Annotated in this window: 16 protein-coding genes; 10 read left to right on the forward strand and 6 right to left on the reverse strand. The window is 69.1% G+C overall.

Going from position 1 to position 15,716, the window contains the following annotated elements:
- The first annotated feature begins 106 nt into the window (after positions 1–106).
- On the forward strand, positions 107–1,234 hold the full coding sequence (gene serC / locus ACOCEP_RS06850; protein ID WP_125693785.1) for a phosphoserine transaminase: 1,128 nt from the start codon (positions 107–109) through the stop codon (positions 1,232–1,234).
- Here the strand turns inward: serC and ACOCEP_RS06855 are convergent.
- From ACOCEP_RS06855 to ACOCEP_RS06875, 5 genes are all read right to left on the reverse strand, one after another.
- Positions 1,231–2,433 carry a glycosyltransferase 87 family protein gene (locus ACOCEP_RS06855; protein WP_482336378.1) on the reverse strand — a complete coding sequence of 401 codons (1,203 nt, stop codon included), beginning with the start codon at positions 2,431–2,433 and terminating at the stop codon, positions 1,231–1,233. The two genes, serC and ACOCEP_RS06855, sit on opposite strands and share 4 nt — an antisense overlap.
- A gap of 92 nt (positions 2,434–2,525) precedes the next feature.
- Positions 2,526–3,740 carry an ABC transporter permease gene (locus ACOCEP_RS06860; protein WP_482336379.1) on the reverse strand — a complete coding sequence of 405 codons (1,215 nt, stop codon included), beginning with the start codon at positions 3,738–3,740 and terminating at the stop codon, positions 2,526–2,528.
- A complete protein-coding gene (locus ACOCEP_RS06865; RefSeq protein WP_037348052.1) occupies positions 3,737–4,423 on the reverse strand; it encodes an ABC transporter ATP-binding protein in 687 nt (228 codons plus the stop codon). The genes ACOCEP_RS06860 and ACOCEP_RS06865 overlap by 4 nt, the downstream gene beginning before the upstream one ends.
- The gene (locus tag ACOCEP_RS06870) at positions 4,420–5,520 is read right to left on the reverse strand and encodes a peptidoglycan-binding protein (protein ID WP_482336380.1); all 1,101 of its coding nucleotides are present in this window, start codon (positions 5,518–5,520) and stop codon (positions 4,420–4,422) included. Before ACOCEP_RS06870 ends, ACOCEP_RS06865 begins: the two co-directional genes overlap by 4 nt.
- Positions 5,517–6,062 (reverse strand): hypothetical protein, encoded by a 546-nt coding sequence (locus tag ACOCEP_RS06875; protein WP_482336381.1) that lies wholly within the window; start codon positions 6,060–6,062, stop codon positions 5,517–5,519. The genes ACOCEP_RS06870 and ACOCEP_RS06875 overlap by 4 nt, the downstream gene beginning before the upstream one ends.
- 230 nt (positions 6,063–6,292) lie before the next feature.
- Here ACOCEP_RS06875 and ACOCEP_RS06880 point away from each other — a divergent pair, with 230 nt between their 5' ends.
- The 4 genes from ACOCEP_RS06880 (at position 6,293) to sepH (ending at position 11,253) form a co-directional block, all read left to right on the forward strand.
- Positions 6,293–8,095 carry an alpha-L-fucosidase gene (locus tag ACOCEP_RS06880; protein WP_482336382.1) on the forward strand — a complete coding sequence of 601 codons (1,803 nt, stop codon included), beginning with the start codon at positions 6,293–6,295 and terminating at the stop codon, positions 8,093–8,095.
- Positions 8,096–8,394: 299 nt separating this feature from the next.
- Complete coding sequence (locus tag ACOCEP_RS06885) at positions 8,395–9,054, forward strand: response regulator transcription factor (RefSeq protein WP_126730462.1); 660 nt, start codon at positions 8,395–8,397, stop codon at positions 9,052–9,054.
- On the forward strand, positions 9,051–10,217 hold the full coding sequence (locus tag ACOCEP_RS06890) for an ATP-binding protein (RefSeq protein WP_482336384.1): 1,167 nt from the start codon (positions 9,051–9,053) through the stop codon (positions 10,215–10,217). Before ACOCEP_RS06885 ends, ACOCEP_RS06890 begins: the two co-directional genes overlap by 4 nt.
- Before the next feature lie 190 nt (positions 10,218–10,407).
- A complete protein-coding gene (gene sepH, locus ACOCEP_RS06895) occupies positions 10,408–11,253 on the forward strand; it encodes a septation protein SepH (RefSeq protein ID WP_482336385.1) in 846 nt (281 codons plus the stop codon).
- A 36-nt stretch (positions 11,254–11,289) separates the two neighbouring features.
- On the opposite strand, the gene ACOCEP_RS06900 is transcribed toward sepH, so the two are convergent.
- Positions 11,290–11,655: an MmcQ/YjbR family DNA-binding protein gene (locus ACOCEP_RS06900; RefSeq protein WP_482336386.1), complete on the reverse strand. Its 366-nt coding sequence runs from the start codon at positions 11,653–11,655 to the stop codon at positions 11,290–11,292.
- 32 nt (positions 11,656–11,687) lie between these two features.
- Between ACOCEP_RS06900 and ACOCEP_RS06905 the strand changes: the two genes are divergently transcribed.
- From ACOCEP_RS06905 to ACOCEP_RS06925, 5 genes are read left to right on the forward strand one after another with little or no spacing between them, the layout of a single operon-like run.
- The gene (locus ACOCEP_RS06905; protein ID WP_482336388.1) at positions 11,688–12,506 is read left to right on the forward strand and encodes a hypothetical protein; all 819 of its coding nucleotides are present in this window, start codon (positions 11,688–11,690) and stop codon (positions 12,504–12,506) included.
- A gap of 32 nt (positions 12,507–12,538) precedes the next feature.
- On the forward strand, positions 12,539–13,444 hold the full coding sequence (locus ACOCEP_RS06910) for a hypothetical protein (RefSeq protein ID WP_482336389.1): 906 nt from the start codon (positions 12,539–12,541) through the stop codon (positions 13,442–13,444).
- A 15-nt stretch (positions 13,445–13,459) separates the two neighbouring features.
- Complete coding sequence (locus ACOCEP_RS06915; RefSeq protein ID WP_482336390.1) at positions 13,460–13,876, forward strand: hypothetical protein; 417 nt, start codon at positions 13,460–13,462, stop codon at positions 13,874–13,876.
- Entirely contained in the window at positions 13,873–15,096 is a 1,224-nt protein-coding gene (locus ACOCEP_RS06920; protein WP_482336391.1) for a putative T7SS-secreted protein, read from the forward strand. The genes ACOCEP_RS06915 and ACOCEP_RS06920 overlap by 4 nt, the downstream gene beginning before the upstream one ends.
- Complete coding sequence (locus tag ACOCEP_RS06925) at positions 15,096–15,716, forward strand: hypothetical protein (RefSeq protein WP_482339628.1); 621 nt, start codon at positions 15,096–15,098, stop codon at positions 15,714–15,716. The genes ACOCEP_RS06920 and ACOCEP_RS06925 overlap by 1 nt, the downstream gene beginning before the upstream one ends.

Genomic DNA, 15,716 nt, shown 5'->3' on the forward strand with positions numbered 1-15,716 from the left:
GCTACCCGTGCGCCGGGCACCGGCGGGAGCGAGTCGTTCGATCCCACATACCGGACACGCGACACCGACTATCAGCAGGGTCATCCCGACCTGAGAGACTGGGCACATGACCGACGCACCTGAGTTGACCCTCCCCGCGGACCTGAAGCCTGCCGATGGCCGCTTCGGCTGCGGACCGTCCAAGGTCCGTGACGAGCAGCTCGCCAACCTGGCGAAATCCGGTGCCACCTACCTCGGCACGTCGCACCGTCAGAAGCCGGTGAAGTCCCTCGTCGGCCGCGTGCGTGCGGGTCTGTCCGAATTGTTCTCCCTGCCCGAAGGCTACGAAGTGGTCCTCGGCAACGGCGGGACGACCGCATTCTGGGACGCCGCCGCGTTCGGGCTCGTGCGGGAACGTGCGCAGCACTTCACCTACGGCGAGTTCTCCTCGAAGTTCGCCACGGTGACCAAGGGCGCCCCGTTCCTCGCCGACCCGATCGTCGTGAAGGCCGACCCGGGCAGCGCGCCCGAGATCGCCTACGAGGCCGGCGCCGACCTGGTCGGCTGGGCGCACAACGAGACCTCGACCGGTGTCGCGGTGCCGGTGCGCCGCCCTGAAGGCAGTGAAGGCGCCCTCGTCGCCATCGACGCCACCTCCGGCGCGGGCGGCCTGCCGGTCAAGGCCGAGGACTTCGACGTCTACTACTTCGCGCCCCAGAAGTCCTTCGCCTCCGACGGTGGCCTCTGGATCGCGCTGGCTTCGCCCGCGGCCGTCGAGCGCATCGGCGAGATCGGCGCGAGCGACCGCTGGATCCCCGAGTTCCTGTCGCTGACCACCGCGCTCGACAACTCGCGCAAGGACCAGACGTACAACACCCCGGCGGTGTCGACGCTGTTCCTGCTGGCCGACCAGATCGAGTGGATGAACTCGAACGGCGGCCTGGAGTGGACGACCTCGCGCACCCGCGACTCGTCGACCCGGCTGTACGAATGGGCCGAGAAGACCAGCTACACGACGCCGTTCGTCAGCGACCCGTCGCTGCGCTCGCAGGTCGTCGGCACCATCGACTTCGCCGACGAGGTGGACGCCGCCGCGGTGGCGAAGGTGCTGCGCGCCAACGGGATCGTCGACACCGAGCCGTACCGGAAGCTGGGCCGCAACCAGCTGCGCGTCGGCCTGTTCCCGGCCATCGACCCGGACGACATCACGAAGCTGACCCAGAGCATCGAGTACGTCGTCGAGCGCCTGGGCTAGGACTCTCTTCGCGCGTGAAGGCCCCCTTCCCTCGGCTGAGCCGAGGGAAGGGGGCCTTCACGCGCTATCAGGGCGAAATAGAGCAGCAGGACCAGGCCGTACAGGACGTAGGACTCCGTCGCCAGCCACCAGCCGAAGCTCCCGGCGGGCCGCGGCGCGAGCCACATCGGCGCGACGACGAACAGCGCCACCGTCACGGCCGCGAGCGCGTACGAAACGACCGAGCGCGCCCGGATCAGCAGCGCGAGGATCGGCACGCACCAGATCCAGTGGTGCGTCCAGGACACCGGCGACACCAGCAGCCCGCCGACGGCGCAGGCGGTCAGCGCGAACACCGGCTCCGCGACACGCACGATCACGTACGCGGTCAGCGCGACCACGGCGATCGACGCCAGCACCCAGACGACGTCTTCGGCCGAGCCGAAACCGAACCGCGCGAGCATCCCGCGCAGCGATTGGTTCCCGACGTAACCGCGATCGCCGATGCGGCCGGTGTCGAACAGGATGTTCGTCCAGAACTTCGCCGACGCGTCCGGCGCGGCCAGGAACATCAGCGCGCCCGCGCCGAGGAATCCGGCCACGACCCTGGCCGCGGAGCGGAAATCCTTGCGGAACAAGAAGAACAGGATGAAGAAGGCCGGCGTCAGCTTGATCGCCGCGGCAATGCCGATCAGCAGGCCCTTCGTGCGGGCGCGGCCCGGCAGCAGCGCGTCGAGGACGACCAGCAGCATCAGCAGCGTGTTCACCTGGCCGAAGCCGAGCGTCGAGCGGACCGGTTCCATGATCCCGCCGACGGCCTGTGCCCCGATCGCCGCCAGGACGGCGATGGCTCGGCCACGGACGTTCGCGCGGTCGGTGAGCGAGCCGTTGAGCGTCGCCACGAAGACGTAGACGACGATCCCGCCCGCAATGATCGACGCGAGCCCGACCAGTCGCGTGGCCAGCGCGGCGGACAGCAGCGTGCCGGGCAGGAACACCGCGGCCGCGAACGGCGTGTAGGTGAAGGGCAGCCAGCCGCCGTGCGTCTGCACCCACGCGCCGTACGGGTCGCCCGAGTCGAGAAGCAGCCGCGCGCCGCCGATGTAGACCTCGAGGTCCTGGCCGTCGAACACCTTGAGCGTGAACAGCACGCCGACCACGACGGCTTCGAGCGCGAGCAACGCCCCCGCGAGTTTCCGCCCCGACAATCCCACCAGCACCCGGCGAGATTACCCACCGCTACTCCGCATCCAGTCCTCTGGATGCGGTAGTTAGCACCACGAACCACCGCATCCAGAGGACGAAACGCGAGCTAGGCGAGGGCCTGGGTCGGAGGCAGACGCGCCGCGCGCATCGCCGGATAGGCACCGGCGACGGCACCGACCAGCGCCGAGATCCCGACCCCGCCGAGCAGGGCGCCGACGGGCAGCACCGCCGGCCAGCCCTGGCTCAGCGCGTACCCCGACGTCACCAGTACCCCGACCAGGACCCCGGCGATCCCGCCGAGCCCGGACAACAACACCGACTCGGCCAGGAACTGGCCTCTCACCTGCCGTTTCGTCGCGCCGAGCGCGCGGCGGAGGCCGATCTCCCGGCGCCGCTCCAGCACCGAGATCACCATCGTGTTGGCCACCCCGACGCCGCCGACCAGCAACGCCACCCCGCCGAGCCCGAGGAACAGCGCGCTGTAGGTGTTCTCCGTCAGCTTCTGCGCCTCCAGCGCTTCCGACGGACGACGGACCTCGACCTCGTTCGGCGCCTCCGGGTTCATCGTCTGCGCGAGCACCGACCGCACGTTCTCGACCTGCGAATCCTTCGCCCGCACGTACACCGTCGTCGGGTGGCCCTTGAAGTCGAGGAGCCGTTCGGCGGCGTCCCAGCCGACCAGCACCGAACGCTCGATCTCGGGCGCCAGCGGCGTCGGCCCGAGGATCCCGCCCACGGTGAACCACTTCCCGTCGACGTACACCTGCGGCGGTTTCGCCGGGTCGATGTGGTCGATCCCGAGCCGCGCCGCCGCGACCGAACCGAGCACGACGACCGGATAGTCGCGAGTGGCGTCCCGGAGGAACCGCCCATCGCGGACGGCGCCGCCGATGACGTCGAGAAGGTCCGGCGTCGCCGCGTAGACGCCGAGGCCGGACGTCTCGTCCTTGTCGATCTTGTCCGTGCGCCGCACGCTCGCGCCGGTGGTGCCGGTCGCGGACGCCGCCGTCACCGGCGCGATCCGCTTCGCCATCGGCACCGCGCTGTCCGGCAGGGTCGCGTCGCCGCCGAACATCGTCTTGCCCGGGCCCGCCGTGAGCAGGTTGGTGCCCAGCGCGGCCAGCTGGTCGTGCAACGCCTTCGCGCCCGAAGCCGGGATCGCGAGCACCGCCACCATCGCGGCGATCCCGATCCCGATGCCGAGCGCGGACAGCACCGCCCGCATCGGCCGCGTCCGCATCCCGTGCGCGCCGAGGTTCAGCACGTCACGCGGGCCGAGCCGGGCCGGATCCGGCGTCTTGTCGAGGACGGGCGCGCTCACACCAGCACCCCCGTCCCGGTGTCGAGCCGGATCCGCCCGTCCCGCAGTTCGATCCGTCGCGGGATGCCCGCCGCGATCTCCCGGTCGTGCGTGATGATCACGACCGTCGTCCCCTGCGAGCTCAGCGTGGCCAGCAGGTTGAGGATCGCCGCGCCGTTGCCCGTGTCGAGGTTCCCGGTCGGCTCGTCGGCCAGCAGGATCGACGGCGAGTTGACGACCGCCCGCGCGATCGCCACCCGCTGCCGTTCCCCGCCGGAGAGCTCGTTCGGGAAATGCCCCGCCCGGTGCGCGAGCCCGACGCGGTCGAGCGCCGCCAGGGCCCGCTCGCGCCGTTTCCGCCGCGGCACCCCCGCGTACAGCAGGCCCGTCGCGACGTTGTCGACCGCGCTCACCCCCTCGCTGAGGAAGAACTGCTGGAACACGAACCCGATCCAGCGCGACCGCAACGCCGAAAGCTTGCGGTCGGGCAGTTTCGCCACGTCGTGCCCGCGCAGTTCGATGACGCCGCCGGTCGGCCGGTCGAGTGTGCCCATCAGCTGCAGCAGCGTCGACTTGCCGGACCCCGACGGGCCGAGGATGGCGACCATCTCCCTGTCCTCAATGGACAGTGTCACCTCGTGCAGGGCGCGCACGCCGCCGGGGTAGGTGCGCGAGGCGTTGCGCACGGCCAGCACCGGGGTCATGACGTCGTCACCACCCGCATCCCGGCGGCGAGGCCGGTGCCGGTGACTTCGACGCGTCCGCCGGAGAACAAGCCGGTCTTCACCGCGATGAGACGCCGCTTGCCGCCTTCGTCGACCTCGACGGCGTACCCGCCCTCGGCGAGCGCGAGCAGCGCCCCGACCGGGACCGCCAGTACTCCACTGTGGACTTCCTTGGTGAACCGCACGGACACCGGTGTCGAATCGAGCGATCCCGCCGCGGCCGGATCGTCCAGTTTGATCTTCACCTTGATCTTCGGCTTGCCGTCGTCCTGCCCGGCGCCGTCCTTGCCGTTCTCCGCGACCTTGCCGACGTCGGTGAGCACGCCGGTCGTGGTCTTGCCGCCGGTGATGTCGACGCCGACCTTGTCCCCCGCCTTGGCGATGGCCTGCTTGGCGGCGTCGAGTTTGACCTCGACGAGACGCTCGGTGCCGGTGTACTTCAGCAGTTCGCCGCCGCCGGGGCCGCCGAGTTGCGCGGCGACCTGCGAAACCCGGATCTCACCCGGTGCGAGGACGACGTCCCCCTGGCCGAAAGCGCCGGTCTGCTCCAGGCCCAGCGCCTTCTGCCATTTCTTGAGCGCGGCGGCGGTGGCGGAGGTGAACTTGGTGTCGGGCGTGCCGAAACCGCCGAAACCGAGCGCCTTCAGGTTCTCCTCCAGCTGCTTGACGTCCGGGCCGTCCGCGGCCCCGTCGGCGAGGTCGCGGAAGAACGGCAGCGTGCCGTAGAACAGCGGGACGGGTTTGGCGTCGACGCCGTACACGGTCTTGCCGCGAGTGAGCACCGCGCCCGCGTCCGGCAGGGCGGTGATCGTGCCCTGTTTCCGGCCGGCGAGGGAGCTTTCCTCACCGTAGCCCAGAGTCCCGTTCGCCTCTTCCTCCTCTTGCAGGTTGGTCTTCTCGACCTGCGCGGTCTCCACCGGCGGGGGTGCCTGCCCGACCTGCTGGGCTTCGGAGGTGACCCTGGTCAGCACGACCACCGACACCGTCCCGACCACGACGACGAGGACCGCCGCGATGATGAACCAGCGCGCCCGGCGCGACCGCCGTGCGCCGCCGGGGCCTTCGTGTTCGCTCATTTCGCCGGAGCCGCCCTCATGGTCATGCCGAGACCGCAGGCCTTCGCCGCTTCTTCGAACTTCTTGGGATCGCTCATGTCCATCGTCATGGCGGCGCCCTTGCCGCTGGGATCGGGATCCGGCATGTCGATTCCGTGCTCGCGCATGCACTTGGCTTCCTTGCGCATCTTGTCGAGTTCTTCCGGCGTGGGCGGCTTGATCTCGCCACCGTTGGGCAGCAGCTTCCGGCACGCGTCGCTCGCGGCCTTCATCTTGTTCTCGTCGCGCCCGACCTCGCCCGCCTCGATGGAGATCGAGCCCTGCCCCTCACCGTTGGTCTGGGGATCCGGCATGTCGACGCCGTGCTCCCGCATGCACTTCGCGAAGTTGCGCATCTTGTCCTCATCGGACACGTTGTCGGCCTGCTTCCCGTCGCCCGCGCCGGCGGCGGGCGGAGACGAGATCGAGGCGACCTTGTCGCCGCCGTCCCCGCCACCGCCACAGCCGGCCACCAGCGCGAGGACCGCTCCGGCGATCAGTGCCGCCATCGGTCGTTTCCGCATCGCTGCTCCTTCGGTCGTCTTGGCGCACCGATTTCTACGGAGCGGGCGATTCCGGCGCGGTAAGCGATGTTGCTTATGTCGCGCTTACCGTCCCGATCAGCGGAACAGAGATCTGATCTATCCGCCGTCTTTCCGAGTGAACCCAGCATCTAGGCAGCCTTTCGGAGGTTCACATCCGACCTTTGACCTCTTAGAGTCGCCGACGTCCACACCTCAGCGAGGAGGAGTGCATGAATCGCCGCAAGCCACTCCGGGCCCTGGCGGCCCTCGTCATCGCGACCACCGCACTGGGCGTCGCGCCCGCCGCGGAAGCCGCGCCGCTCCCGTCCGACCACGCCTACGACGACCCGTTCACCGCCGACCGGACGCGCTGGTGGCGCGACGACCGCTTCGGCCAGTTCATCCACTTCGGCGCGTACTCCCAGCTGCAGGGGAAGTACACCCGCCCTGATGGAAGCGTTTGCCAGGACGCCGAATGGATCCAGCGGAACTGCCGGATCCCGCGCGCCGAATACGAGCAGATCGCCGCGAAGTTCGACCCCGCCGGTTTCGACGCGAACGCGATCGCGCAGTCGGCGAAAGACGCGGGACAGAAGTACGTGGTGATCACGTCGAAGCATCACGAGGGCTACGCGATGTGGCCGACGAAGGTCAACAAGTTCAACCTCCGCGACCACTCGTCGTTCGACAAGAAGCGCGACATCCTCGCCGAGCTGAAGCGTGCGACGGCCGCGCGCGACGTCAAGCTCGGCTTCTACTACTCGATCTGGGATTGGCACGACCCGGACTTCCCGGACCCCGCGACCTTCCCGAAGTACAAAGAGCGGATGTACGCCCAGCTCAAGGAACTCGTCGACAACTACCGCCCGGCGGTGCTGTGGTTCGACGGCGAGTGGAGCACCGACCGGCCCAACAACCCGTGGACGGAAAGGGACGGCGAGGAACTGGAGGCCTACGTCCGCGGCCTCGATCCGTCCATTGTGGTCAACAACCGCGTCGGCAAACGCCGGGTTGTCGACGGCGACACGGGGACGCCCGAACAGGAGATCCCGGACAAGCCGGTCGACGGGCAGCTGTGGGAATCGTGCATGACCCTCAACGGCAGCTGGGGCTACACCGATTGGGACCACAACTGGAAGTCCTCGGCGGATCTGACCAGGAAACTGCTCTCGATCGCCGGCCGTAGCGGGAACTTCCTGCTCAACGTCGGCCCGGATCGCAACGGCCGGGTACCGCGGGAATCCATCGACAGGCTGAAGCAGATGGGCCAGTGGCTGCGGACGAACGGCCAGTCCGCCGCCGTCTACGGGGCGGGCGCGCCAGGTCTGGTCGCGGAACCGGGCTGGGGTGTCGTCAGCCGTCGCGGTGACAAGCTGTACGCGTCGGTGTTCGATTGGCCCGCTTCGGGCGGTTCGCTGACGCTCGACGCGTTGGCACCCTTCCGCGTCCGCGACGCGCGGGTGCTCGGCAGCCGTCAGCGCGTGCGGGTCGAGCAGTCGCCCGCAAGCGTGAAACTCACGCCGTCGGGCAGCCGGACGAACGACATCGCGACCGTCATCGAGCTGAGCGTCGACCCGCTGCCGCAGGCGCCTGTCGGACGCGGGACCGGGTTGACCGCCGAATACTGGCCGAACGCGGACTTCACCGGGACGCCGACGGTGCGCCGGGTCGAGCCGGGCGTGAACCACAACTGGAAGTTCACCGGCTCACCGGACGCGAAGATCCCGGCGGAGACCTTCTCGTCGCGCTGGACCGGGCAGGTCACCGCGCGCGACACCGGGAAGTACACGTTCACCACGGTCTCGGACGACACCGTGCGGCTGTGGGTCGACGGGAAACTCCTGATCGACAACACCACACCCCACGGGCCCAGTGTCGACAAAGCGACTCTCGACCTGGTCGCCGGGCGGTCGTACGCGATCCGGCTCGACCACACCGAACGCGGCGGGGAGGCGTCGATGAAGCTGCTGTGGTCGAGCCCGAACACACCGCAGCAGGTGATCCCGGCGCGTCAGTTGCACCCAGCCGGATGACGCGTGCTTGAAGCCGGAACTCGCGTGTTTCCAGCCGGATCACGCGAGTTACGGCTCCAATCACGCGAGTTACGTCTTCGATCACGCGAGTTACGTCTTCGATCACGCGAGTTCGGCCTTACCCGCCACCCGGTCGGCTGATCCCCGCAAGATCGAAAGGCCAGACGTCGCGAAGGGGACTTTCCCCTCGTCCAATGCGGGGAAAGTCCCCTTCACCCGCACTCCGGGGCGCGAAGTGACGTTGCGAAAGCGGCACACGCTTATCCCCCGCTTACCCCCTCCCGGGGCAGACTGGCCTGGTGAGAGTGCTGGTGGTGGAAGACGAGCGGCTCCTGGCGGACACGATCGCCGAGGGCCTGCGACGGTTCTCCATGGCCGTCGACGTCTGCTACGACGGCGCGCAGGCCCTGGACCGGGTGGGGGTGCACGGCTACGACGTCGTCGTGCTCGACAGGGACCTCCCCGTCGTGCACGGCGACGAGGTCTGCGCAGCGGTGATCGGGACCGGGGGCGAGGCGCGGGTCCTCATGTTGACGGCCGCGGCCGACGTCAACGACCGGGTCGCCGGGCTGGGCCTCGGCGCCGACGACTACCTGACGAAACCGTTCGCGTTCGCCGAACTCGTCGCGCGGGTGCAAGCGCTCTCACGGCGCGCGCGGCCGGCGCTGCCGCCGGTGCTGGAACGCGGCGGCGTGGTCCTCGACCTGCCCCGGCACCAGGCGTCCCGCGACGGCCGGTTCCTTCCCTTGTCCCCCAAGGAGTTCGCGGTACTGGAGGTGCTCATGCGCGCCGAAGGGACCGTCGTCAGCGCGGAAGACCTGCTGGAGAAGGCATGGGACGAACACGCCGACCCGTTCACGAACGCCGTCCGCGTGGCGATGATGACGTTGCGGCGCAAACTCGGTGAGCCGCCGCTGATCGAGACCGTGCCCGGCGCGGGTTACCGGTTCGGGTCGTGAAACCGCTCCGGCTCTCCGTGCGCACCAAGCTGACGGCGCTCTACGGCGGCGCCTTCCTGCTCGTCGGGCTCGCGTTGCTCATCGTCAACTACCTGCTGGTGAGCTCGACCCTGCCGGACTCGGCCGCGTTCGCGAACGGGGCGACCGCGGGGACCCAGTTCGAGGTCGCCAGGGCGTATCCGATGGACACGACGACCATTCTCCCGGCCGAGCGCGCCCAGGCCACGCAGCTGGTCGCGACCTCGATCACCGAATACCGCTCGGACGTCCTTTCCACCCTGCTGTGGCAATCGCTGGTGGCGCTGGCGATCGCCGGCGGGCTCGCGGTACTGCTCGGCTGGCTGATGGCGAGCCGCGTGTTGCGGCCGCTGCACGCGATCACCTCGACGGCACGGAAACTCGAGGTCGAAAACCTCGACCGGCGCATCGACCTCGACGGTCCCGACGACGAACTCAAGGAACTCGCCGACACCTTCGACGGCATGCTCGACCGGCTCGCCGTGTCGTTCGACAGCCAGAAACGCTTCGTCGCCAACGCCTCCCACGAATTGCGGACCCCGCTCGCGGTGCAGCGGACGCTGGTCGAGGTGGCGATGGCCGATCCCGCCGCGAGCCCGGAGGTCCGGAAACTCGGCGAGCACCTGATCTACACCAACGAACGCAGCGAACGGATGATCGAGGGCCTGCTCGTCCTCGCCCGCAGCGACCGCGGCCTGGCCGCGCGCGGCCCCGTCCGGCTGGACGAGGTCGCGGCGACGGTGATCCGGTCGGCGTCGGCCATGGCCGAGGAAGCCGGCGTCACGGTGGAGTCGCGGCTGCGGCCGCGGACGGTGTCCGGCGATCCCGTGCTGCTGGAACGGCTGGTCACGAACCTGGTGCACAACGCCATCACCTACAACCACAAGGGCGGCTGGGTCCACGTCGACATCGGCGTCGATCCGGCTCTGGTGGTGCGCAACACCGGCCCGCAGGTACCGCTGGACGCCGTACCGGCGCTGTTCGAGCCGTTCCGGCGGCTCTCGGGCGACCGCACCGGCGACTCGCGCAACGCCGGGCTCGGCCTGTCGATCGTCCGGTCCATCGCGAAGGCGCACGGCGGGACGGCGGGCGCGGAACCGGGTGGCCGCGGCGGCGGACTGGTCGTCCGGGTGCGGCTGCCGTAGATTCCCCCGATCGTGACTGTGCGTGTCCGGCGCGTCACGCGGCGAGCGGCGCTCCGCTCCCGCAGAATTCCCCTTGCCGTCATGAACAAAATAGTGAGCAGGACACATGACATCGGCGCGCCTCACACGTCAAGGCGACGCGCCGTTTTAACATGGACACCCACAAAGGTGAAGAATCGGGGAGGCGAGAATGCGAGCGCTACGGGTGGTCGGGCTGCACGAGGACGGTAAGTCCATCGTGTGCGAAGACCCGGCGAGCCGCACGCGCTTCCTGCTCCCCGCGGATGAGAGGCTGCGAGCGGCGGCGAGGGGTGACATCACCCGCCTCGGCCAGATCGAAATCGAGTTGGAGAGCCAAATGCGGCCACGCGAGATCCAGGCACGAATCCGGGCCGGTGAGTCCGTGGAGCAGGTCGCGAGCAGCGCCGGCGTCACCGTGCAGCGCGTCGAGCGGTTCGCGTACCCCGTCCTGCTCGAACGATCCCGCACCGCCGAGCTGGCCCAGCGGGCGCATCCGGTCCGCGAAGACGGCCCCGACGTCCAGACACTCGGCGAGGTCGTGGCGCATTCCTTCGGGCAGCGCGGTCACGACTACAGCCAGGCGACCTGGGACTCCTGGCGAGGTGACGACGGCAAATGGGTCGTCGTGCTGAGCTGGAAGGTCGGCCGCTCGGACAACCGCGCGCACTGGGCGTTCGCGCCCGGCGCGCACGGCGGCACCGTGCAGGCCCTCGACGAGAACGCCGAAGTCCTGCTCAACCCCAACGCCTACCGCGCCCCGCGCACGGTACGGGCACTCGAGCCCGGCAGGGACGCGGTCATCCAGCCGACGTTGGATTCGGTCCCCGACGAGCCGGTCGCGAAGGTGATCGACGCGCCGATCGCCGAGCCCGAGGAAGATGCCGAGCCACCACTCCCGGCTGACGAGCCGGAGGAAGTGGCCGAACCCGCTCCACGGGCGAAGGGGAAGAAGAACCACCCCATCGTTCCATCCTGGGAAGACGTCCTTCTGGGCGTCCGCTCACAACGAGGTTGAATCCGCACGTGATGGCCCCTTCCGGTGGAGGGGCCATCACGTGCGTCCGGGGACCTGCGCGATCAGGGATTTCGGCGCCACGAGGCAATACGCGTCGGTGACGATCTGTTCGATCTCGGCCCAGTCGACGTCGGTGTCCAGCCGCACCCCGAGCCACCCCCGATGCCCGACGTACGGCGGCCGGAAGAACCGCCCCGGCTCGGCGCCCACGAGTTCCTCCTGAGCCCCCGGCGGTGCCGGGCACCAGAAGGCGACCTTGTCGTCGTGATGACGGTCGGCGTACATGACGAACGTCTTCTTCCCGCGCACGAACCACGTCGGTTCGCCGTGACTGAGCCGCTCGGAGGCTTCCGGCAGCGCGAGACACAGCCGTCTGAGTGAATCGAGCGGGTCATCGGTCATGGGTCTCAGTATCCTCGCGCCAAGGGGGATTCATGCAGGATTGGTACGCGCGCGCGGTCAGATTGCGTTTCCAGGTCTTCACCGGAACGCCGTACGCGCATGTTTCACCGATGGAATGGCGGATCGACCCGGACTCGCTGCGCGGCATCGCCCGTAGCCGCGGCTACCTGGAGATCGCGCCGATGTTCCAGGGCTGCCTGAGCTTCCGATTCGCGCCGCGGCACGTCCCGCCGGTCCCCGTTTTCGATGGGCCGGACAGACCGGACAAGAACCGCGAACGGTGGCTGCTGAACCACCTCAGCGGCTCCGACCGGGTTTGGATCAGCCTCAAGCACGCGAACCTCTCCGCCCGGCGGGTCGCGGAGGTCGCCGAGGTGGAAGGCCTGCGTGTCGCGGCCGATTTCGCGGATCCGAGCGACCGGCTCCTCTTGCTCAGCCGGGATCCGTCACCGCCGAGGCTTCCGCTGCCCGCCCCCACGGGCCGCCGGTTCCGCTACGCCTGGCTGAACTACATCGCCCCGGTCTCCGTCCTCGTCCTCCTCGGTGCGGCGGCGGCGATCGCCGGAATACCGTCGGATCACGAAGCCCCGATCGTCAGCCTCCTGTTCATGGCGGCCTTCGCCGGCATGGTCCCGGCCGCGTTCACCACCAGCCTGTTCCCGCGCACCACCCGAGCCGGCTGGCTGGCCCGTGAATTCGACGGCAGCCCCCACGTGGAATTCGCCATGCGCGCCTATCAGATCCCCGCCGATCTGGTCGTGCAGATCGCCGCGTACCACGGTTATGAGCTTTACGGGCAGTCCGCGACGCAGGCGGGCGGGCCGAGTCTCAAGTTCTACAAACGCGGGTGACTCGGTTACCCTCGGCGCCGGGAGGGTGATCGATGCACTACTTGTCGGCGGACGGGATCCAGCCCGTCGAATTCGGTCTCGACTGGGCTTTCCGACTCGGCACCTTGCGGTACCAGCGGTTCGACGGCCGACCCGTCGTCCACGTCTCCCCCGTCGAATGGAATCTGGATCCGCGGATCATCCGGCAAGCCGCATACGACCGCTTCTACGTCGAGATCCCGCCTCCTGACCCCGATGTCCTCAGCTTTCAGTTCGCCCCGCAGGCCTTCCCCGGCACACCGTTCTACGACTACCCGTCGTCGTCCCCGGATCCTTCACGCGCTCAGCGGTTGATGAAGAAGATCAAAGGTGCCGACCAGGTGTGGATCAGCCTGCGGGACGCGAAGCTCAGCCGTCGGCAAGTCGCCGAATTCGCCGAGCAGGGACGAATGGGCGTGCTCGCGGAGTTCACCGACAGCAGTGACCGGCTCATGTGGCTGGGCCGCACACCGAATCCGCGACCTCGGAAACAAGCGGTTTTCCGGCCGTTCTCATCGGGTTTCTCCACCACGATCGCCGTGACGACGATGGCACTGATGATCGCCGCGGCCACCGTCGGGGCCTACACCGACCACACTTGGCTGATCTTCGTCGTCCTGGTCGTCGGGCTGCCGTTGATGGTGTTCAGTGTCCGCTGGATGAGCGTCGTGCCGAGGAGCGTCCGGGCGGGCTGGCTGGCCGCCCGGTTCACTGGATCACGGTCAGTGCGCGTTCACCCGGACGTGTTCGGTTTCACCTCCGAACTCATCGCACAGGTCGCCGCTTCCCGCGGCTACTACTACACCGCGTGGGACAGAAAGCCGAACGGTCAGCCGACGGAAATGGTGTTCGTCCGGGCGGACGCCGGACCATCCGGGGGAACGGGCACGAATGCTCGCACGTCGGACGACATGACGTGAAAAAAAGGGGGGAACATGAGCGGGTACACGGTGAAGATCGCCGAGCTGGGAAAGCTCATCGGTGATCTGGAAACCGGCGCCGGCCGGATGGCGGACGCGAACAAGAAACTCGCCGGTGGCGGCGCCTGGGGCGCGCTGGGCAACGAGGATCTCGCGAAAACCGGAATGGACTTCGAGGAAGCCTGGGAATTCGGTATCGGCAGGCTGGGCGAGGCCGCGGAAGGCGTCACCGAAAGGCTGAAGAAGGCCCAGCAGAAGTACCAGAAGATGGAAGAAGAGTTCGGCGGCGACCTGGACAAGTTCGCGGAGCTGATCCCCGGCGGCTCCGGTGGCCCCGGCCCGTCACCACGGTTTCCGCTGGGCGACGACGGCGGCCCGGTCGGTGGCGGCTACACCGGAGGGATCACCGACATCCTCGGAGGTGGCCGGTGACCGGCGACCAGTACCCCGCGCTCGGCTTCGACCCCGCTCCCGGCGATGTCGGCGGCGTCGGCGACCTGGCCGGGAAGTACCGCGCGGTCAGCCGGGACCTCGCGGAGGCCGACACCATGCTGCGCCAGATCGTCACGAAGCAGGGAATCTGGACCGGCGAGGCCAGTGAGGCCTTCGCCCGGCGCCTGGGGCCGCTGCCCGAGTACCTCGACGGCGCGGCGCGGTCGATGGCGCAAGCCGCGTACGCCCTCGAAGGCTGGACACACGACCTCGGTGAGATGCAGCGCCAAGCCGCCGACCTCGAGCGGCAGGCCAAGGCCGCCGCCCGAGCGGCCGAACAGGCACGGACCAATCCCGACTTCGCGCTGGCCAACCGGACGTTCACCGACCAGGAGTCCTTGCAGATCGCGCAGGCGCTTCTCGACAACGCCGGACGGCAGCTCCAAGCGGCCATCGACGGCTGCACGGAAATCCAGGAAGCCGCGAAGAGGCTGCTCGAACAGCACACTTCGGCCGCCGCCCGGGTCGCGGACCTGCTCCGGAAGGCGAAAGAGCTCGCTCCCGACGAGCCCGATCTGCTGGACGACGTCGTCGACGCGGTCACCGGGGTCGTCACGGACCTCGTGAACACGACCGCCGACCTCGTGGACGCGGCGTGGGACGTCGTGCAGGACAACGCCGAGACGCTGTCCAAGGTGTCCGACGTCATGGGCGACATCGGCAATCTGCTCGGCATCGCCAGCGATGTCATCCCGCCTCCCGTCGGGGAGATCACCAGCATCGTCGCCGCGGGTTTCGGACTGACGGCCTTGGGCGGGCATTTCGTGGCGAAGAAGGCGGGCGCGGACGTCGCGCCCGAGACCCTGACCTTCGACGCGATAGGTGCGGCGACCTCGTTGGCAGGGCTCATCCCCGGCAATTCCGCCGCGGCGACCAAGATAGCCACCGCCGCCGGGCTCGCCGGTTACGGCGCTCTCGGCGTCCAGACCGGCATGGACACCGCGGGTGAGATCCAAGGACGCAAGTTCGAGGGCCCGATCGACGACTTCAAGAACTACTGGGTCCCGAAGGACGGCGCCCAGTGGGCCGTCGCCGGTTCGTCGATCATCTTCGGCGGCGCGCCGCTGGCCGCGATGGCCATGGGCAACGCCATCGAGCAGGGCGCGGACGAGGATCGCAAGAACGCCCGAGAGCGTGCGGAAGACAAGGCGTGGAGCTGATGGACGCGACCGGGCTCCGGATCGACCTGCCGCCCGGCTTCACCGGGATGCCGGTGACCGGCGACGACACGATGAACGCGCGAGCCGCACTGGCCGTCGGGGAGAAGGCCGCCGCCCACGCAGGGCGGTCCACCGAGGACTTCGCCGCCGCGTTGATGGCGCTGACTCCCGAGCTGAAGGCGAACGGAGTCCGCGTGTTCGGCAAGTTCGCCGCGGGCGACGGCCCCGAGTACCTCGCCACGTTGTCGCTGGCCGTGCTGCGCTGGCCGGACGCGGATCCGGAGATGCTGACCCTGCGGCGCAACGCGGTCGCCGGCGCCTTGCTGGACGTCTACCGGAGGAAGCACCCGCGTGCCGACGCCCGGGTGATCCGGCTGCCGATCGGTCCGGCGATGGCCGCCGTCGTGGCGGGCGAGTACCGGCTGCCGCCCGAGTTCACCGGCCGCCCCACGGAGATCGTGCGCGCTCAAGCCAAGGTGGAGTACCAGATCCCGCTGCCCGGCAGCGAGTTCCTGGCCGTCCTGGTGGTCGCCGCCGAATCCGAGGCGGGGTGGCCCGCGATCGCCGAGGCCGCGTCCCGCGTGGCGCACAGCCTTCGCCCTGGCACCACGGAGGAATGA

Source organism: Amycolatopsis sp. CA-211722 (assembly GCF_056828465.1).